At 54.5% G+C, this 17,577-nt stretch carries 19 protein-coding genes; 17 read left to right on the forward strand and 2 right to left on the reverse strand.

Annotated elements, in window-relative coordinates; translation table 11 throughout:
- Positions 1 to 3: 3 nt before the first annotated feature.
- The gene (map, locus tag JYB84_RS05400; protein WP_207322407.1) at positions 4 to 801 is read right to left on the reverse strand and encodes a type I methionyl aminopeptidase; all 798 of its coding nucleotides are present in this window, start codon (positions 799 to 801) and stop codon (positions 4 to 6) included.
- Between the two features lie 310 nt (positions 802 to 1,111).
- Here map and rpsB point away from each other — a divergent pair, with 310 nt between their 5' ends.
- The 15 genes from rpsB to rnhB all read left to right on the forward strand — a co-directional run bounded on the left by rpsB (position 1,112) and on the right by rnhB (position 15,757).
- Positions 1,112 to 1,840 carry a 30S ribosomal protein S2 gene (gene rpsB / locus JYB84_RS05405; RefSeq protein WP_207322408.1) on the forward strand — a complete coding sequence of 243 codons (729 nt, stop codon included), beginning with the start codon at positions 1,112 to 1,114 and terminating at the stop codon, positions 1,838 to 1,840.
- Positions 1,841 to 1,969: 129 nt separating this feature from the next.
- Positions 1,970 to 2,821 carry a translation elongation factor Ts gene (gene tsf, locus JYB84_RS05410; RefSeq protein WP_207322409.1) on the forward strand — a complete coding sequence of 284 codons (852 nt, stop codon included), beginning with the start codon at positions 1,970 to 1,972 and terminating at the stop codon, positions 2,819 to 2,821.
- Between the two features lie 69 nt (positions 2,822 to 2,890).
- The gene (gene pyrH / locus JYB84_RS05415) at positions 2,891 to 3,616 is read left to right on the forward strand and encodes a UMP kinase (RefSeq protein ID WP_207322410.1); all 726 of its coding nucleotides are present in this window, start codon (positions 2,891 to 2,893) and stop codon (positions 3,614 to 3,616) included.
- Between the two features lie 44 nt (positions 3,617 to 3,660).
- Positions 3,661 to 4,218, forward strand: a complete 558-nt coding sequence (gene frr / locus JYB84_RS05420; RefSeq protein ID WP_207322411.1) for a ribosome recycling factor — start codon at positions 3,661 to 3,663, stop codon at positions 4,216 to 4,218.
- Positions 4,219 to 4,300: 82 nt separating this feature from the next.
- Positions 4,301 to 5,116 (forward strand): polyprenyl diphosphate synthase, encoded by an 816-nt coding sequence (gene uppS, locus JYB84_RS05425; protein ID WP_207322412.1) that lies wholly within the window; start codon positions 4,301 to 4,303, stop codon positions 5,114 to 5,116.
- Positions 5,117 to 5,141: 25 nt separating this feature from the next.
- Complete coding sequence (locus tag JYB84_RS05430; RefSeq protein WP_207322413.1) at positions 5,142 to 5,999, forward strand: phosphatidate cytidylyltransferase; 858 nt, start codon at positions 5,142 to 5,144, stop codon at positions 5,997 to 5,999.
- Positions 6,000 to 6,003: 4 nt separating this feature from the next.
- On the forward strand, positions 6,004 to 7,200 hold the full coding sequence (gene ispC / locus JYB84_RS05435) for a 1-deoxy-D-xylulose-5-phosphate reductoisomerase (protein WP_207322414.1): 1,197 nt from the start codon (positions 6,004 to 6,006) through the stop codon (positions 7,198 to 7,200).
- 20 nt (positions 7,201 to 7,220) lie between these two features.
- The gene (gene rseP / locus JYB84_RS05440; protein WP_207322415.1) at positions 7,221 to 8,591 is read left to right on the forward strand and encodes a sigma E protease regulator RseP; all 1,371 of its coding nucleotides are present in this window, start codon (positions 7,221 to 7,223) and stop codon (positions 8,589 to 8,591) included.
- A gap of 32 nt (positions 8,592 to 8,623) precedes the next feature.
- The gene (gene bamA, locus JYB84_RS05445; protein ID WP_207322416.1) at positions 8,624 to 11,101 is read left to right on the forward strand and encodes an outer membrane protein assembly factor BamA; all 2,478 of its coding nucleotides are present in this window, start codon (positions 8,624 to 8,626) and stop codon (positions 11,099 to 11,101) included.
- A 59-nt stretch (positions 11,102 to 11,160) separates the two neighbouring features.
- Positions 11,161 to 11,658: an OmpH family outer membrane protein gene (locus tag JYB84_RS05450; RefSeq protein WP_207323115.1), complete on the forward strand. Its 498-nt coding sequence runs from the start codon at positions 11,161 to 11,163 to the stop codon at positions 11,656 to 11,658.
- 3 nt (positions 11,659 to 11,661) lie between these two features.
- Positions 11,662 to 12,687 (forward strand): UDP-3-O-(3-hydroxymyristoyl)glucosamine N-acyltransferase, encoded by a 1,026-nt coding sequence (gene lpxD, locus JYB84_RS05455; protein WP_207322417.1) that lies wholly within the window; start codon positions 11,662 to 11,664, stop codon positions 12,685 to 12,687.
- A 27-nt stretch (positions 12,688 to 12,714) separates the two neighbouring features.
- Positions 12,715 to 13,176, forward strand: a complete 462-nt coding sequence (fabZ, locus tag JYB84_RS05460; protein ID WP_207322418.1) for a 3-hydroxyacyl-ACP dehydratase FabZ — start codon at positions 12,715 to 12,717, stop codon at positions 13,174 to 13,176.
- Positions 13,173 to 13,943, forward strand: coding sequence for an acyl-ACP--UDP-N-acetylglucosamine O-acyltransferase (gene lpxA, locus JYB84_RS05465; RefSeq protein WP_207322419.1), 771 nt, complete (start codon positions 13,173 to 13,175; stop codon positions 13,941 to 13,943). Before fabZ ends, lpxA begins: the two co-directional genes overlap by 4 nt.
- Before the next feature lie 36 nt (positions 13,944 to 13,979).
- On the forward strand, positions 13,980 to 15,137 hold the full coding sequence (lpxB, locus tag JYB84_RS05470; protein WP_207322420.1) for a lipid-A-disaccharide synthase: 1,158 nt from the start codon (positions 13,980 to 13,982) through the stop codon (positions 15,135 to 15,137).
- On the forward strand, positions 15,137 to 15,757 hold the full coding sequence (rnhB, locus tag JYB84_RS05475; RefSeq protein WP_207322421.1) for a ribonuclease HII: 621 nt from the start codon (positions 15,137 to 15,139) through the stop codon (positions 15,755 to 15,757). The genes lpxB and rnhB overlap by 1 nt, the downstream gene beginning before the upstream one ends.
- A gap of 81 nt (positions 15,758 to 15,838) precedes the next feature.
- On the opposite strand, the gene JYB84_RS05480 is transcribed toward rnhB, so the two are convergent.
- Positions 15,839 to 16,780 (reverse strand): LysR family transcriptional regulator, encoded by a 942-nt coding sequence (locus JYB84_RS05480; protein ID WP_207322422.1) that lies wholly within the window; start codon positions 16,778 to 16,780, stop codon positions 15,839 to 15,841.
- 105 nt (positions 16,781 to 16,885) lie between these two features.
- Here JYB84_RS05480 and JYB84_RS05485 point away from each other — a divergent pair, with 105 nt between their 5' ends.
- Both JYB84_RS05485 and JYB84_RS05490 read left to right on the forward strand, forming a co-directional pair.
- The gene (locus JYB84_RS05485) at positions 16,886 to 17,236 is read left to right on the forward strand and encodes a putative quinol monooxygenase (RefSeq protein ID WP_207322423.1); all 351 of its coding nucleotides are present in this window, start codon (positions 16,886 to 16,888) and stop codon (positions 17,234 to 17,236) included.
- Between the two features lie 24 nt (positions 17,237 to 17,260).
- Positions 17,261 to 17,563, forward strand: coding sequence for a DUF1330 domain-containing protein (locus tag JYB84_RS05490; protein WP_207322424.1), 303 nt, complete (start codon positions 17,261 to 17,263; stop codon positions 17,561 to 17,563).
- Positions 17,564 to 17,577: the final 14 nt, after the last annotated feature.

Raw genomic sequence — 17,577 nt, forward strand, 5'->3', positions numbered from 1 at the left:
CCATCAGTGAGAGATGATACGTGGGAAATCTTCTTCGCTGCGCAGGGTCAGGACTTCAACCCCGTTTTCCGTGACCAACAGGGTATGTTCCCATTGGGCCGAGTTTTTGCCATCGACCGTGGTGACAGTCCAGTTGTCTTCGCGGTCCAGCACAGTGCCGTGTCGGCCCGCATTGATCATCGGCTCTATGGTGAAGCACATGCCGGGGCGCAGTACGGTATTGTCGTTGTTCTTGTAATGCACTACCTGGGGTTCTTCATGGAAGGTGGCACCTATGCCATGCCCACAGTAGTCCTGCACTATGCTGTACTTTTCCAGGCCGGTTTTGGCGCCCTTGATGACCTTTTCTATGGTGGTGCCGATTTCACCTAGCTTTAAGCCCGGGCGTACCTTGCGGATGGCGGCGTACAGGCTGTCTTGGGCTACCCGGCACAAACGTTTGTCCTTGGGAGAGACGTCACCGATGAGGAACATCTTGGAGGTATCTCCATGGTAGCCGTCTTTGATGACTGTGATATCTATGTTGATGATATCGCCATCCTTAAGCACATAGGCCGAAGGAATGCCGTGGCAGATAACCTCATTCACCGAAGTGCAGATGGATTTGGGAAAGCCGTGGTAATTGAGCGGTGCGGAAATCGCGCCTTGCTTTGCGGTGTACTCGGCACAAATGCGGTCCAATTCTTCGGTGGTGATGCCGGCCTTGACAAAGGGGGCAATCATTTCCAGTACCTCTGCGGCCAATTTGCCGGCGGCACGCATTTTTTCGATTTCAGCAGCTGTCTTGATGACTATACTCATGCAGTTGTCTCTTCACCTGTCAATGGGTTGGCGGGCACGCGAAGCGGCGCAAAAATTTGTGCTTGGGCCGATTTTATGGTATAAAGCGCGCCGTTATGTTTGACTCTGAACTTGATTTTTCCCCGGGAAGAATTGAGTCCGAGTGAAATATGGCGGCCATTATACATGGCTATCATCCAAATACTAAATCACACACGTATCGGCACATTCTTCGGGGTGCTTTTGTCCACAAGCTTCAGGGTTTGAGGTGCAGGGGTCGAAGACATGGGATGCGTGGAGGTCTAACCCCTTTTTATTTAAGGTAAAAGAAATGACTACAGTTTCAATGCGCGACATGCTCCAGGCCGGTGTACACTTCGGTCACCAAACCCGTTACTGGAACCCAAAGATGAAGCCTTTCATCTTCGGCGCCCGCAACGGTGTACACATCATCAACCTGGAACACACAGTGCCAATGTTCAACGAAGCACTGGCGTTCATCAGCAACGTTGCTTCCAAGAAAGGTAAAGTTCTGTTCGTAGGTACCAAGCGCGCTGCCAGCGAAGCTATCAAAGAAGCTGCTATCTCTTGCGACCAGTACTATGTTGATCACCGCTGGCTCGGCGGTATGCTGACCAACTGGAAAACCGTTCGTCAGTCTATCAAGCGTCTGAAAGAGCTGGAAACCCAATCTGTTGACGGTACTTTCGACAAGCTGACCAAGAAAGAAGCTCTGATGCGCACTCGCGAGCTGGAAAAGCTCGAGAAGTCTCTGGGCGGTATCAAGAACATGGGCGGTCTGCCTGATGCTCTGTTCGTGATCGGTGCTGACCACGAGCATATCGCTATCAAAGAAGCCAACAACCTGGGTATTCCAGTTGTGGCCGTTGTTGATACCAACTCTGCTCCAGACGGTGTGAACTACATCGTGCCTGGTAACGACGACGCTATGCGTGCTATCCGCCTGTACACCGAAGCCGTTGCTGCTGCTGCCAAGTCTGGCCGCGCTCAAGATCTGGCTGTACAAGCTGAGCAAGACGGTTTCGTTGAAGCCGAATAATAAGGCGTGATGAGTTTCATCTCCCTTATTAACCAAGATATCTGATTGGTTAACAGGGGCCCGTGGGCCCCTGTTTTATACCTGTTGACTCGGCAAGTGATTGCCGACTATCTATAGAGGAATTTAACAATGGCAATTTCTGCTGCCCTGGTTAAAGAACTGCGTGAGCGCACTGGCGCCGGCATGATGGATTGTAAAAAGGCTCTGGAAGAGACCAACGGTGATATCGAACTGGCGATCGATAACATGCGTAAGTCCGGTGCTGCCAAAGCGGCCAAAAAAGCCGGTAACATTGCTGCTGAAGGTACCATCCTGATCAAGGAAGGCGCTGGTTATGCAACTCTGCTGGAAGTTAACTGCCAGACCGACTTCGTGGCCAAAGATTCCAACTTCCTGGCTTTCGCCAACGAAGTTCTGAATGTTGCTGCCGCTGCCAAGACTACCATCGACGATCTGAAAGCTCAGTTCGAAGAAGCCCGTGTTGCTCTGGTTGCCAAGATCGGTGAAAACATCAACGTTCGCCGCGTTGAGTACATCGACGGTGCCAAACTGGCCTCTTACCGTCACGGCGACCGTATCGGTGTTGTGGTAACCGGTGATGCTGACGAAGAGACTCTGAAGCACCTGGCCATGCACGTTGCTGCTTCCAAGCCTGAATACGTAAACCCTTCAGACGTTCCAGCTGAAGTGGTTGCCAAAGAGCGTGAAGTTCAGGTGGAAATCGCCATGAACGAAGGCAAGCCAAAAGAAATCGCCGAGAAGATGGTTGAAGGCCGTATGAAGAAGTTCACCGGTGAAGTATCTCTGACCGGTCAGCCTTACATCATGGAGCCAAAGAAGACTGTTGGCGAATTCCTGAAAGAGAAAGGCGCTTCAGTTGCCAACTTCATCCGTCTGGAAGTGGGTGAAGGTATCGAGAAGAAAGAAGAAGACTTCGCCGCTGAAGTGGCCAAGCAAATCGCAGCTTCTCAAAAGGCTTAATCGCCACTAGGTAAAGTACCCCAAGACCGCAGCAGCCGCTGCGGTCTTGTTATAACCAGGATAAAGATCATGAGTACCAATCCAAAACCTGCATTTCGACGCATTCTTCTCAAGTTAAGTGGTGAGGCCCTGATGGGTGATGAGGGCTTCGGTATCGACCCCAGCGTGCTGGATCGTATGGCCCAGGAAATCAAGGAACTGGTGGAATTGGGGCTCCAGGTTGGTGTTGTGATTGGTGGTGGTAACCTGTTCCGTGGTGAAGGCCTGGCCAAGGCCGGCATGAACCGCGTGGTGGGCGATCACATGGGTATGCTGGCGACCGTGATGAACGGCCTGGCGATGCGCGATGCCTTGCACCGTGCCTATGTGAATGCCCGTCTGATGTCGGCCATCCCGCTCAATGGTGTGTGTGACCGTTATAACTGGGCCGAAGCTATCAGCCTGCTCAAATCCGGCCGGGTGGTGATTTTTGCTGCCGGTACCGGTAATCCTTTCTGCACCACCGACTCGGCTGCCTGTCTGCGAGGCATTGAAATTGAAGCCGAAGTCGTGCTAAAAGGCACCAAGGTTGACGGCGTGTATTCCGATGATCCAATGAAAAACGCCGATGCCGTCAAGTATGACGAGCTGACCTACAATGAAGTATTGGAAAAAGAATTGAAGGTGATGGACCTGGCCGCGTTTACGCTTGCCCGGGATCATGACATGCCAATCCTGGTCTTCAACATGAATAAGCCGGGTGCACTGCGCCGCGTCATCATGGGTGAAGAAGAAGGCACGCTTATCAAAAAATAAGCCACGAATGTATCGATTATTAATGACCGAAAAGGACATTTAACGTGATTGAAGATATCAAAAAAGACGCTCAAGAGCGCATGGGCAAGTGTGTAGATGCCACCAAGGCACAGATGGCCAAGGTACGTACCGGTCGTGCCCATCCAAGCTTGCTTGACACTATTCAGGTGAATTACTACGGCACCATGACGCCACTCAAGCAAGTGGGTAACGTGACCGTTGAAGATTCCCGTACCCTGGCGGTAAGCGTGTTCGACCGCAGCGCTATCCAGGCAGTAGAGAAGGCTATCATGAGTTCAGACCTGGGCCTGAACCCCATGTCAGCCGGTGCCACCATACGTATTCCGCTGCCAGCGCTGACCGAAGAGCGTCGTCGTGATCTGGTGAAAGTGGTGCGTGCCGAAGCCGAGCAGGGCCGTGTTGCCATCCGTAACGTGCGCCGCGATGCCAACTCCAGCTTCAAGGCCCTCGAAAAAGATAAAGAGTGTACCGAGGACGATGTACGTCGCGCCGAGGAAGAGATGCAGAAAATCACCGATGCCCATGTGAAGAAAGTCGATGAGCTGCTGACCGCCAAAGAAGCTGAATTGATGGAAGTTTAATCCACTTCCCATCAAGCTAGAGTTGCGACGCCGTGTAGGGGTATACTACACGGCGTTTGTTTATTTATTAGGGCTGTATTGAATGTCTTCTACCGGGAACCTCACTTCCCCAGAGTCCGGGATTACCCAGGACGGCACAGCATCCGCATCCGGGCTGGCGTCCTTGGTCAACCAGAGCTTGCCGCGCCATGTGGCCATCATCATGGATGGCAACGGCCGTTGGGCGCAGGCACAGGGAAAACCCAGGGTGATGGGGCACAAGGCCGGCGTCAAGGCCGTACGCCGTGCAGTCAGCACCGCCCGGGCCCTTGGGATCAAGTCGCTGACCTTGTTTGCTTTTTCCAGTGAAAATTGGCGCAGGCCTGATAAAGAAGTCAGTCTGTTGATGGAACTCTTTATGACGGTACTTAAGCGCGAGCTTAAGTTGCTCGACCAAAATGGTGTCAGGCTCAATATCATTGGCGACATCAGCCGTTTTTCGCCCAGGCTGCAAAAGCAAATCGCCGAGGCTGAGGCCAGAACGGCTGGAAATGAGGACTTGATCCTCAATGTGGCCGCCAATTACGGCGGGCGCTGGGATATAGTGCAGGCGGCGCAAACCTTGGCCCAAAAGGTCGAAACTGGTGAAATCACCAGCAATCAGATAACAGAAGAGTCACTAAGTCAGCATTTGTGCATGCAAAATCAAGGCGAAGTTGATTTAATGATCCGTACTGGCGGTGATTTCCGCATCAGTAACTTTGTGCTTTGGCAGGCCGCCTATGCAGAGTTGGTGTTTACTGACACCCTGTGGCCTGATTTTGATGAGCAGGCATTCCATGAGGCCATAGCGATTTTTGCCGGCCGGCAGCGCCGTTTCGGATTGACCGGAAGTCAAATCGAAGATTTGCGTGCCTGACAGTCTTTTTGACGAGGGATTTTTTTTGCTAAAACAACGAATAATAACAGCAATTTGGTTAATACCCCTGGTGCTCGGTGGCATATTTTATGTGCCGTCGGACGTGTTTTCCTGGGCCTTGTTGGCGGTCTTTTTAATTGCCGCCAAGGAGTGGGGGGGGATTATCGACAGCCGCTGCCAGGTGACGCAATGGAGCTTTACCGTCACCATGGGCGTATTGCTGTTGGCCCTGAACCTCTTTGTTCCCATAGGATCCGTGTGGATGGGGACGCGCTTGCATCCTGTGTTCCTGGCCATCACTTATATAGGTATTCTGTGGTGGGTAGTTTCCCTGATGTTGGTGGTTTCTTACCCCAGAAGTGGTCGCTTGTGGCACAAAAGCCCCATGCTGAAATCCATGTTTGGCCAGTTGACCCTGGTGCCCTGTTTTACCGCGCTTATTGCACTCAAGGCGCTCAGCTCCCCCACTCAACCCCTGTTCGGTGGTACCTTGGTATTTCTGGTCATGTTGGTGGTCTGGGCCACGGATTCCGGCGCCTACTTTGCCGGTAAAGCCTTTGGCCGTATCAAGATGATGCCCAATGTCAGCCCCGCAAAGACACTGGAAGGATTGGTGGGGGGCTTGCTGACCAGTATGCTGGTGGTGGCCGGCGTCATGTATCTCTCCCCCGAGCAGGAGCCCGGCCTTCTGGTGGCCGTGGCGCTGATAACGGCTCTGGCGTCGGCCCTTGGCGACCTGTCCGAAAGCATGTTCAAGCGGGCGGCCAACATCAAGGATTCAGGCACCCTGTTGCCCGGGCACGGTGGTGTGCTGGACCGTATCGACAGCCTCACGGCAGCCCTGCCGGTTTTCCTGTTACTCTACTTAGCATTCTGGATGTAACCCAATGCAAAATATGGTGATCCTCGGTGCCACAGGTTCCATTGGCCGCAGTACCCTGAGTGTTATAGCCCAGAATCCTGATGCCTATCGTGCCTGGGCCCTGGTGGCCCATGCCAGCGTGGATAAAATGCTGGAGCTGTGCCGGCAATTCAGACCGCGATTTGCCCACATGGTCGACAGTGTTGCCGCCATGGAACTGCAGCAGAAGTTATCCCCCGAACTTGGAGTGGAAGTGACCACAGGGGAGCAAGCCCTGTGTGAACTGGTCTCTGCCTCTGAAGTGGATACCGTGATGGCTGCCATAGTGGGCGCCGCAGGTCTGGTGCCGACACTGGCCGCCGTCAAGGCCGGTAAACGGGTGCTGCTCGCCAACAAGGAAGCCCTGGTCATGTCGGGCGAGCTGTTCATCAATGAAATGCAAAGAAGTGGCGCTACCTTGCTGCCGGTGGACAGCGAGCACAATGCCATATTCCAATGTTTGCCCCAGAGCGTGCAGCAGTCCATTGGCCGCTGTGATCTGGACGGTGCCGGTATTTCCCATATTTTGCTGACGGGCTCAGGTGGTCCCTTTCTGACGTCGCCCCTCGAGAGCCTGCAGCATATGACACCAGCCCAGGCCTGCAAGCATCCAAACTGGTCAATGGGCCCCAAGATCTCGGTAGACTCTGCCACCATGATGAACAAGGGCCTGGAGTTTATTGAAGCCCGCTGGCTGTTCAATACCGGACTGGATGAGCTCAAGGTGGTGATTCATCCCCAGAGTGTTATTCATTCCATGGTGCAATACCGGGATGGCTCAGTGCTGGCGCAGATGGGTAACCCCGATATGCGTACGCCCATCGCCCATTGCATGGCTTATCCCGAGCGAATTGCCGCAGGTGTGGAACCGCTGGACTTTTTCAAGGTCGGACAATTGAGTTTCTTTGAACCGGATTTCAGGCGTTTTCCTTGTCTGGCCCTGGCCATGGAAGCCTGTCGTTTGGGGCAAGAAGCCACGACAGTGCTCAATGCGGCCAATGAGGTCGCGGTGGCGGCATTTTTACAGGGCAGAATTGGCTTCAGTCGCATTGCCGCAATTAACGAAGCTTGTCTGGGGCAGTTGTCGTTACAACGCCAGGACTCTTTGGAAGCGATACTGGCGCTGGATGCAGGCGCCCGCCGCATGGCTGAGCGTGAGATTGACCGCCAGGCGCAGGCCTGATCACAGCACAGGAGACAGAGATGTACGATTTTTTATGGAATCTGGCCTCCTTTGTGGTGGCCCTTGGTGTGCTGATAACCGCCCATGAGTTTGGCCATTTCTATGTTGCCAGGCGCTGCGGGGTAAAAGTAGAACGTTTTTCCATTGGTTTTGGTCCTGCCATGTGGCGCCACATGGGGAAAGACGGTACCGAGTATGTACTGGCTGCAGTGCCCTTGGGTGGTTACGTCAAAATGCTTGATGAGCGGGTGGATGAGGTGCCGGCATCCCAGCGTCATCTGGCATTCAATCAAAAGAGCGTGTGGGCGCGGATTGCCATAGTGGCCGCAGGCCCGGTCGCCAATTTTCTGTTTGCCATAGTCGCGCTGTATTTTATGTTCCTTATCGGTGTGCCCTCGGTACGTCCCGTTATCGACAGCACCATTGCTGGAAAAGCAGCCGAAAGCATCAAGATACGGGAACCCATGGAAATAATCGCTGTCTCAGGTCAGACGGTGCGCAATTGGGAAGAGGTTAATCTCGCCCTGGTCAGCCATATAGGTGATGACAATTTGCAGTTGACCCTGGCTCCCCTGGCCCGGCTTCAGGGAGATGAGACAGGCAACAGGGATTACCGTCTCGACACCCGAACCTGGAAGTTTGACCCCGATAAGGAGTCACCTGTCACGGCGTTGGGACTGGGCGTGATGCGACCCGGGATTCTGCCCACAGTGGCCCAGGTTGGCAAGGACAGTGCCGCCGAGGCCGCCGGTTTAAGGGCAGGGGATGAGCTGATTGCCATTAACGGTGAGAACTACAGCAGTTGGCAGGATTTTGTCCTGCAGATCCAGTCCTCACCGGGAAAGACGGTTGAACTGATAGTCAAACGTCAGGGCGAGCAAAAAAGGCTTATGGTGACGCCCAAGGCTGAAAAAGACGCCGATGGCAATACCATAGGCCTGATTGGGGTAATGCCCGAAAGTGCCCCTTGGCCAGAGACGATGCGAATTCAGCTTGAATATGGCATAGTGGACGCCCTTGGCGCAGCGGTGGATAAAACCTGGCAGCTGATCGTGGTCAGTTTCAAGATGGTGGGAAAGTTATTTTCCGGCGATGTGTCGGTAAAGAACCTCAGTGGTCCCATCTCCATTGCGCAGGGAGCCGGTAGCAGTGCCACCTATGGCTTGGTGTATTTTTTGGGATTTCTCGCGTTAATCAGCGTCAACCTGGGCATCATTAATTTGTTGCCCTTGCCGGTGCTTGACGGGGGACATTTGCTGTATTTTCTGGTGGAGGTGTTCACCAGGAAACCCGTACCTGAAAGGGTACAGGAAATAGGATTCAGATTTGGGGCAGCCTTGCTGCTAATGTTGATGAGCATCGCCCTTTTCAATGATTTTGCCCGACTCTGAGCAAGGACATACTAAATAATCAGAAGTGCTCTATGAGATTGAATAAACTTTTTGCCTCCATGTTAATACTTGGGGCGTCGTTTTCAGGGACGAGTTGGGCGGATAGCTTTCAGCCGTTTGAAGTGACCGACATTCAAGTCGAAGGTTTGCAGCGTGTAGCACTGGGTGCGGCCTTGCTGAGTTTGCCGATCAAGGTCGGTGACACTGTGGATCAATTGAAATTGCAGCAGGCGATCAAAAGCCTGTATGCCTCAACCAACTTTGAGACAGTGTCTGTCAGTCGGGAAGACGGCATATTGCTGGTCAAGGTCAAGGAAAGGCCGACCATCAGCGCCATCAAATTTGAAGGCAACAAGGACATCAAGGAAGAGCAGCTTAAAGAAAGCCTGGATGGCAGCGGTGTTAAAGAAGGCGAGGCCCTCGATCGCACCATGTTGTCCGGTATCGAAAAAGGCCTGCAGGACTTTTACTATGGTGTCGGTAAATATGGCGCCAAGGTCGAGGCTCAGGTTGTCAATCTGCCCCGTAACCGGGTCGAGCTGAATTTCAAATTTACCGAAGGTCTGGCGGCGGAAATTCGTCAGATCAACATAGTCGGCAACGAAAAGTACAGTGATGCCGACCTGATAGGTATGCTGGAGCTTAAAGATTACGTCGCCTGGTGGGATCTTTTTGGTGAGCGTCGTTACCAGAAGCAGAAGCTGCAGGCGGACCTTGAAACCATCAAGACCCATTATCACAACAATGGTTATATTCGCTTTGAAGTAACCTCCACCCAGGTGGCCATGACGCCGGACCGCAAGGGCCTGTATATCACCATCAACGTCGATGAGGGTGAGCAGTATAAGGTTAAGGAAGTCAACCTGACCGGTGACCTGATGGGGCGTGAGGAGTTAATGCGCTCCATTCTGCCAATCAAAACGGGTGAGCAGTACAACGGCGCCGATGTGACCTTTGCCGAGGAAATGTACAGCAAGTACTTGGGACGTTTCGGCTATGCCTATCCCGAGGTCAAGACCTTCCCCGAAATCAACGATGAAACCAAGGAAGTGACCCTCAACGTCAATATCAAGCCGGGTAAAAGGGTTTATGTCCGTTCCATCAACTTTACCGGCAACGAGGTTACCAAGGATGAGGTGCTGCGTCGTGAGCTGCGCCAGATGGAAGGCGCCTGGCTGAACTCGGCCAACGTTGAACAATCCAAAACCCGCCTGAATCGACTGGGCTTCTTCGAAACCGTGGACACAGAGACCATTCAGGTTCCTGGTACAGACGATCTGGTGGATGTGGCCTTTAAGGTGAAGGAGCAGCCCTCGGGCTCTTTCAACGCCGGTGTGGGTTATGGTACCGAGTCCGGTCTCAGTCTGCAGCTGGGGGTGCAGCAAAGCAACTTCCTTGGCACGGGTAATCAGGCGGGGATTAGCCTCAATACCACCAAATACTCCAAAAACGTGAATCTGTCCTATACCGATCCTTACTTCACCAAGGACGGGATCAGCCTGGGTGGCAGCGTGTATTGGAGTGAATTTGATGCCAACAGGGCCAACCTGGAGCGATACAAGAACAACTCCTATGGCGTTGCTGTCAGCAGTGGTTTCCCCATCAATGAATATAACCGTATTAACGGTGGTATAGGCTTCCGTCACAACAGCATCTCCGATGTGTCCGGTTACGAGCAGGCGCTGCGCTTTTACAACATCTATCGCGATGGCGAAAGCAGTGAGCTGAGCTTTAACAACTTCGATCTCAATCTGGGCTGGTATCGCAGTACCCTTAACCGTGGTACTTTCCCAACGGACGGATCTTCACAGCGTCTGAGCGGCAAGATCACTACCCCGGGTTCGGATCTGCAGTACTTCAAGACCGACTTTGAAACCAATTTCTATTTGCCTCTGACCCGCAGCCATAACTTCGTGGTGTTGACCCGGGCCAAGTTGGGCTATGGCAATGGTTATGGGCAGTATAATGACAACGACCAGATACTGCCCTTCTGGGAAAACTATTACTCAGGTGGCACCAGTTCGCTCAGGGGCTTCAAGTCCAACTCTGTGGGACCAAGGTCTTTCTACCTGTTCCGCGGCAGTGAGCCCTGTGCTCCCGACCCATCCGGAGATGGCTGCAGCCTGCCGGGAGATCCCAATTCCATTTTGGTCAACAAGGGACGTTCCATCGGTGGTAACGCCTCGGCAACCGCCAGCATGGAGCTGATAGTGCCGACACCATTCCTGGATGAGGCCTATACCAACTCGCTGCGTACCAGCTTCTTTGTGGATGCCGGTAACGTCTGGGATACAGAGTTTGATTTGGAAAGCTATAGCACCCTGCCGGCAGAGGAATTTGCCAAGCTGCAGGATTACAGCGACCCGAGTCGGATCCGCGCATCCTGGGGTATGAGCGTACAGTGGCTTTCACCCATGGGGCCCATGGTGTTCAGCCTGGCGTGGCCAATCAAAGAATATGAAGACGATGAGACTGAGATCTTCTCCTTCAATATTGGCAAAACATTCTAAAACACATAAACTCGGCAAGCTTTGCTTGGGACAATAATAAGGAGTTCATTTTGAATAAAATGGTTAATCGTGCGCTGATGGCCCTGATGTTGGTGGGAGCGCCGCTGGCAGCTCAGGCAGAGAAGATTGCCGTGGTAGACATGGGTTCAATATTTGAGCAGCTGCCACAGCGTGAGCAGATCTCTCAAAGCCTGAAGGCCGAATTCGGTGATCGTATGGCTGAAGCCCAAAAGCTGCAGGATGAGCTGCGCGGTCTGTTGGAAAAGCAGCAACGTGATGCTGCCTTGATGAACGATACCCAGAAGACCGAACTGGTTCGCAAGATGGAATCGCTGAAGGCCGATCTGCAACTCAAAGGCAAGGCGCTGGATGAAGATCTGCGTCGTCGCCAGGGCGAAGAGCAGAACAAGCTGCTGGTGAAGGTGCAAAAGGCCATCAATACCATAGCCGAAGCCGACAAGTACGATCTGGTACTGCAGCGCGGTGCCGTGGTATTTGTGAAGCCCGATGCCGATATCAGCAGCAAAGTGGTTGAAGCCTTGAGCAAAGGCAAATAATCGATGGCGAGTGTGACCCTGGGTGAACTAGCCACCCTGCTCAATGCCGAGTTACGTGGCGATGCCAACATCGCCATCAACTCGGTCGCCACACTGGAGTCTGCCCAATCGGGGCAGATTTCCTTTTTGGCGAACAGCAAATATCGCTCCCAATTGGACAGCACCCGCGCCAGCGCCGTGCTCTTGACCGCAGCCGATGCCGAGCAATACCAAGGTATGGCACTGGTGCTGCGTGACCCTTACGTGGGCTTTGCCCGTGTTGCCCAATTGCTGGATACCACCCCCAAGGCCGCAGAAGGGATACATCCCTCAGCTCAGATAGACCCTTCAGCCATGCTGGGCGAAGGCGTCGCCATAGGTGCCAATGCGGTAATTGGACCCAGGGTTATTCTGGGGGAAAAGGTGCAGATAGGACCCGGCTGTGTCATAGGTCAGGATTGTATCCTTGGCAGCGGCACCAAGCTGTGGGCCAATGTCACCCTGTACCATGATGTGCATTTAGGCATGGATTGCCTTATACATTCGGGCGCCGTGCTGGGCTCAGATGGTTTCGGCTACGCCAATGAACGCGGCCAATGGGTGAAAATCCCTCAGACCGGAGGCGTGCGCATCGGCAACAAGGTCGAAATCGGTGCCGGCACCACGGTCGACAGAGGTGCCCTGGCGCACACAGAAATTCACGATGGCGTTATCCTGGATAACCAGGTGCAGATTGCCCATAACGACATCATAGGCGCCCATTCCGCCATCGCCGGTTGTACCGTTCTGGCAGGCAGCGTGAATCTGGGCAAGCATTGTATCGTCGGTGGCAACAGCGCCATCGCCGGCCACCTGACCATAGCCGATGGCACCATGATCAGCGGTGGCACCAATGTCACCAGCGCCATCACCAAGCCCGGAGTTTACTCCTCGGCCACTGTGGCGATGGAAAACAAGGTCTGGCGTCGCAATACCGTGCGCTTCAGGCAGCTGGACGAGTTGTTCCAGAGGGTGAAGGCCCTCGAAAGTACACAGAAAACAGAAGAGTGATTTAGCTTAACCCTGAGGAAGCTTTACGTGTCTAATCAAATGAACACTATGGATATCAAGGAAATTCTCAAGTATCTGCCCCACAGATATCCATTTTTGTTGATCGACCGGGTGCTGGACTACACTCCAGGTGAGTCGCTGCATGCCATCAAAAACGTGACCATTAACGAGCCTTTCTTCGTCGGTCACTTTCCAGTCGCCCCTGTGATGCCCGGTGTGCTGATTTTGGAAGCCATGGCCCAGGCCACTGGTTTGCTGGCGTTCAAAACCATGAGCAGCGAGCCATCACCGGACGTGCTGTATTATTTTGCTGGCATAGACAATGCGCGCTTCAAGCGGGTGGTTGAGCCGGGCGATCAAATCCACTTCGAAGTGAAAATGATCAAGGAGCGCCGCGGAATAGGCGTCTTCATCGGTGAGGCCAAGGTGGACGGCGAGCTGGTATGTTCGGCAGAAATCATGTGTGCCCGCAGAGAGATTGAGAAGTGATAGATAATTTAGCCTTTGTTCACCCCGAAGCCAAAATCGGGAATAACGTCAGCATTGGCCCCTGGAGCTACATAGGCCCCGGGGTCGAAATCGGTGATGACTGCATCATTCACTCTCACGTGGTGATCAAGGGACCGACAGTCATAGGTAAGGGCAACCGCATATTCCAGTTTGCGTCCGTGGGTGAAGATTGCCAGGACAAGAAGTATGCCGGTGAGCCGACCCGCCTCATCATAGGTGACAACAACGTTATCCGTGAAAACGTGACCATTCACAGGGGCACGATTCAGGATAACAGCGAGACCTGCATTGGCTCCAACAACCTGTTCATGGCCTATGTCCACATAGCCCATGACTGCGTGGTCGGCAATAACGTCATCATGGCCAACAACGCCTCCATCGCAGGTCACGTGCATGTGGGTGACTGGGTTATCCTGGGTGGCATGACTGGGGTGCATCAGTTTGTGCATATCGGTGCCCATGCCTTCACGGCCGGTGCGTCTTTGATATTGCAGGACGTGCCGCCCTTTGTGATGGCGTCCGGTCAGCCGGCTATTCCCCGCGGCCTCAACAGCGAAGGCATGAAACGTCGTGGCTTCTCCAAGGAAGCCCAACTGGCGGTGCGCCGTGCCTACAAGACCCTGTACCGCAGCAATCTGACGGTAGAAGAGGCCACCGCCGCCCTCGCCGAAGAGATTGCCTCCGTGCCCGAGGTCAAGCTGCTGATGGACTTCGTCAACGGTTCCGCCAGGGGCATTATTCGCTAACAGCATGGGTCAATAATCGCATGGGGCTGTAATCGCATGGGTCAATCCAAGCCATTCGTGTTTGCCATGGTCGCCGGAGAAATCTCCGGCGATATTTTAGGTGCCGGTCTGATGCGCGCCCTCAAGGCCCGCTATCCCGATGCCCGCTTTGTGGGTATCGGCGGCCCGCGTATGGAGGCTCTGGGCTTCCAATCCCTGTTTGCCATGGAAGAGCTGGCCGTCATGGGCCTGGTAGAAGTGCTGTCGCGCCTGCCAAGGCTGTTGCAGGTGCGCTCCTCCCTGGTCAAACAACTGACAGAGTTGCAACCGGACTGCTTTATCGGTATCGATGCGCCGGATTTCAATATAGGTGTTGAGCTTAAGCTCAAGGCCCGCGGGATCAAAACCGTGCACTACGTCAGCCCGTCGGTCTGGGCCTGGCGTCCCAAACGCATTTTCAAGATTGCCAGGGCGACCAACATGGTGTTGTCGCTGCTGCCGTTCGAAAAGGCCTTTTACGACAAGCATCAGGTGCCATGCACCTTCGTCGGTCACACCCTGGCGGACGAGATCCCCATGGTGCTGGACAAGGCCGATGCCCGCCAAACCTTGGGACTGGATGCCGATGCCGAATACCTGGCGATTTTGCCGGGCTCCCGTGGCGGCGAGCTGAAAATGCTGGCGGAGCCCTTTATCAAGGCCGCAGTGTTAATCAAACAGGCGCTGCCGGATATACGTTTTGTCACCCCTCTGGTGAACGACAAACGCAAGGCGCAGTTTATTGAGGCGCTCAAGCTGCATGCCCCGGATCTGGAAATCACCCTGGTGGATGGTCACTCCCGCGAGGTGATGGCCGCCAGTGACGCCATACTGCTGGCGTCCGGCACCGCCACCCTGGAGGCCATGTTGGTCAAGCGGCCCATGGTGGTAGCTTACAGAGTGGCTTCGCTGACCTACAGTATAGCCCGCCGCATGATGCAGATTTCCCGCTACTCACTGCCGAACCTGCTGTCCGGTGAGGATCTGGTGCCGGAACTTATCCAGGCCGATTGCACCCCCGACAAGATAGCGACCGAAGTGCTCGCCATGCTGGGGCGCGATAACAGACCCTTGCTGGCCAGGTTCAGCGCCATGCATGAAAACCTTAGGTGCAACGCCAGCGAGCGCGCCGCCGATGCCGTGGTGGCCCTGTTGGATATGGGAGCAAAGCACTGATGGCCATCTATAAACAGTTGACCAAAGAACAGGCCGCAGAATTGTTCCAGGGCCGCATCGCCGGTGTTGATGAGGTGGGCCGCGGCCCACTGGTGGGCGATGTGGTGACGGCGGCGGTTATTCTCGACCCGGCCCGGCCCATAGTAGGCCTCAATGATTCCAAAAAGCTGTCCGAGAAAAAGCGCGAGGCCCTGTACCAGGAAATCCTCGACAAGGCACTGGCTGTGTCCGTCGGCCGTGCCAGCCCGGCGGAAATCGATGAGCTGAATATTCTGCACGCCACCATGCTAGCCATGCAGCGCGCCGTGGCAGGCTTGGCAATTCAGCCTGAGCAGGTGGTGGTGGATGGCAACCGCACCCCGGACTTTGGCCTGCCGGCTCACGCCGTGGTCAAGGGCGATGGCCTGGTGGCCGCCATCAGCGCCGCATCGGTGATAGCCAAGGTCACCCGCGACCGCGAAATGGCCGAGCTTCACGCCCGTCATCCCCAATACGGCTTTGCTGCCCACAAGGGCTATCCCACCGCCGCCCACTTTGAGGCTCTCAGCCTCCACGGTGTGCTGCCCGAGCACAGGCGCAGCTTCCGACCCGTGCGGGAGTGGCTGGAAGCCAACAGCTAACCATTGGCTTCAAAACCCCAAGGGCAGCTCGATGCTGCCCTTGGGGTTTCTATTCCGGAGCACCTGCTTAGCAGACAGGCTTCATTTTGCGGCAGAGGTCTTCCCGGCCGCTTGCTCCAGCAATGCCAGGTCTCTGTCCCAGTAAGGCACTTCACCGAACCACTCCAGCAGAAAATCGATAAAGGCCCTGACCTTGGGGGGCACCAGGCGGGATGAGGGATAAACGGCCCAAATGGCTGCTTCGGTTGCCAGGGGATAGTCCTTCAAAACCTGCACCAGTTCACCGCTGATAAGTTGCCTGTAAGCATTCCAGGTGGAATTGATAGCCAGGCCTACTCCCTCACAGCAGGCATCCCGCATGGCTTCCCCGTTATCGGTGCGCATTCGGGCATGGGTCTTGACCGAAATAAGCTTGCCGTCATGAACAAAGGACCAGGTTTCCAGGTTGCGTAAACACACACTGCTGTGCTCCACCAGGGCCTGCGGTGTTTGGGGCTCCCCATATTGCTGCAGGTAGGCTGGCGCGGCGCAGACGATGCGTTTATCCAGGGTGAGTCTGCGCGCTATCAGGCTCGAATCCTTCAGCTCGGCATTACGTATCGCCACATCAAAGCCGCCTTCCACCAGGTCGACTATGGTGTCCGACATGTTGAAATCCACTCGTATCAATGGATTTTGCCTTAGAAAGGCGGCGATTGCCGGTATCAGGTGCTGCCGGCCAAATGACGCCGGGGCTGTGATGCGCAGCATGCCGGATGGGGTCGAATGTCCCACGCCCACCGCAGCTTTGGCACTTTCAATGGTAGTCAGCACTTCCTCGGCATGGGGAAGAAAAATCTTGCCCTCTTCGGTCAGTGACACCTGTCTGGTGGTCCTGTGCAGCAGCCTGATCCCCAGCTCCTGTTCCAGTTTGGCCATGTGGGCACTGGCGACGGCAGGCGACAAGCCCAGGGATTCGCCGGCCTGACTGATGTTATGGCTGCCGGCAATGCGTACAAAAAGCTTCAGATGTTCAGGATTCATTTTCAATAAAATCTAAAAAGAGATTCGCCATACCACTGGATTATCAATATATGCGAGTTTATCTAAAATTCAACCCATCTTGGTAAACACATGCAGGAGTGAGTCATGTTTGAAAATATCGGTTGGATTGTAGAAGCCAAACTCAAGCCCGGAAAACAGGCGGAATTTGAAGCCGTGATGCAGGATATCGTCACAGAAACCCTGAAAGAGCAGGGCACACTGAACTATCAATACTACCTGTCCGATGCGGGTGATGTGTTGGTGTACGAGCGTTTCAGTGATATTGAGTCGGCCCACATCCATGTCAGCAACTGGGACAATTTTGCCGAGCGATGGGTGGCTGCCGCCGAACCCACCAGGATGGTGCATCTGGGGCAATTACCCGATGAACTCAGGGCCCGTCATGCCGCCCTGGCCCCCCTGTGGTTGAAGCCCCTCGGTGGCTTCCAACGTTAATCCCGGTAAATGGAGGATATTCAGATGACCTACTATTCAGTGCTCGATGTGACCCCCACCACGCAAGAGTGGATCCCCGATTACATTGGCCCCGCCAACCGCCTGGTGGCCCACTATGGCGGTAAATATCTGGCGCGCACCGCCAGCCATGAGCAAATTGAAGGCCAGGGTGACAAGCCCGCGCTGAGGATCATTATCGAGTGGCCCTCACGGCAGGCGGCGCTGGATTTTATGCAAGATCCTGAATATGTGCCGCATCTGCAGGCCCGAACCGCCGGCTCCATCAGCAATCACTATCTGATTGAAGCCAAGGACGAACTGGCCTGATGTCCGTGGGCGCC

It is taken from the genome of Shewanella cyperi (assembly GCF_017354985.1).
GTDB classification, from domain to species: Bacteria; Pseudomonadota; Gammaproteobacteria; order Enterobacterales; family Shewanellaceae; genus Shewanella; species Shewanella cyperi.

What these genes read in the sequence shown, in the direction of transcription:
- JYB84_RS05490 (WP_207322424.1), top strand. Translation starts at nt 17,261, where the DNA reads ATGACCTACTATTCAGTGCTCGATGTGACCCCCACCACGCAAGAGTGG.
- JYB84_RS05450 (WP_207323115.1), top strand. Translation starts at nt 11,161, where the DNA reads ATGGTTAATCGTGCGCTGATGGCCCTGATGTTGGTGGGAGCGCCGCTG.
- JYB84_RS05480 (WP_207322422.1), bottom strand. Translation starts at nt 16,780, where the DNA reads ATGAATCCTGAACATCTGAAGCTTTTTGTACGCATTGCCGGCAGCCAT.
- rpsB (WP_207322408.1), top strand. Translation starts at nt 1,112, where the DNA reads ATGACTACAGTTTCAATGCGCGACATGCTCCAGGCCGGTGTACACTTC.
- rnhB (WP_207322421.1), top strand. Translation starts at nt 15,137, where the DNA reads ATGGCCATCTATAAACAGTTGACCAAAGAACAGGCCGCAGAATTGTTC.
- ispC (WP_207322414.1), top strand. Translation starts at nt 6,004, where the DNA reads ATGCAAAATATGGTGATCCTCGGTGCCACAGGTTCCATTGGCCGCAGT.
- JYB84_RS05485 (WP_207322423.1), top strand. Translation starts at nt 16,886, where the DNA reads ATGTTTGAAAATATCGGTTGGATTGTAGAAGCCAAACTCAAGCCCGGA.
- bamA (WP_207322416.1), top strand. Translation starts at nt 8,624, where the DNA reads ATGAGATTGAATAAACTTTTTGCCTCCATGTTAATACTTGGGGCGTCG.
- pyrH (WP_207322410.1), top strand. Translation starts at nt 2,891, where the DNA reads ATGAGTACCAATCCAAAACCTGCATTTCGACGCATTCTTCTCAAGTTA.
- map (WP_207322407.1), bottom strand. Translation starts at nt 801, where the DNA reads ATGAGTATAGTCATCAAGACAGCTGCTGAAATCGAAAAAATGCGTGCC.
- lpxB (WP_207322420.1), top strand. Translation starts at nt 13,980, where the DNA reads ATGGGTCAATCCAAGCCATTCGTGTTTGCCATGGTCGCCGGAGAAATC.
- tsf (WP_207322409.1), top strand. Translation starts at nt 1,970, where the DNA reads ATGGCAATTTCTGCTGCCCTGGTTAAAGAACTGCGTGAGCGCACTGGC.
- lpxD (WP_207322417.1), top strand. Translation starts at nt 11,662, where the DNA reads ATGGCGAGTGTGACCCTGGGTGAACTAGCCACCCTGCTCAATGCCGAG.
- rseP (WP_207322415.1), top strand. Translation starts at nt 7,221, where the DNA reads ATGTACGATTTTTTATGGAATCTGGCCTCCTTTGTGGTGGCCCTTGGT.
- uppS (WP_207322412.1), top strand. Translation starts at nt 4,301, where the DNA reads ATGTCTTCTACCGGGAACCTCACTTCCCCAGAGTCCGGGATTACCCAG.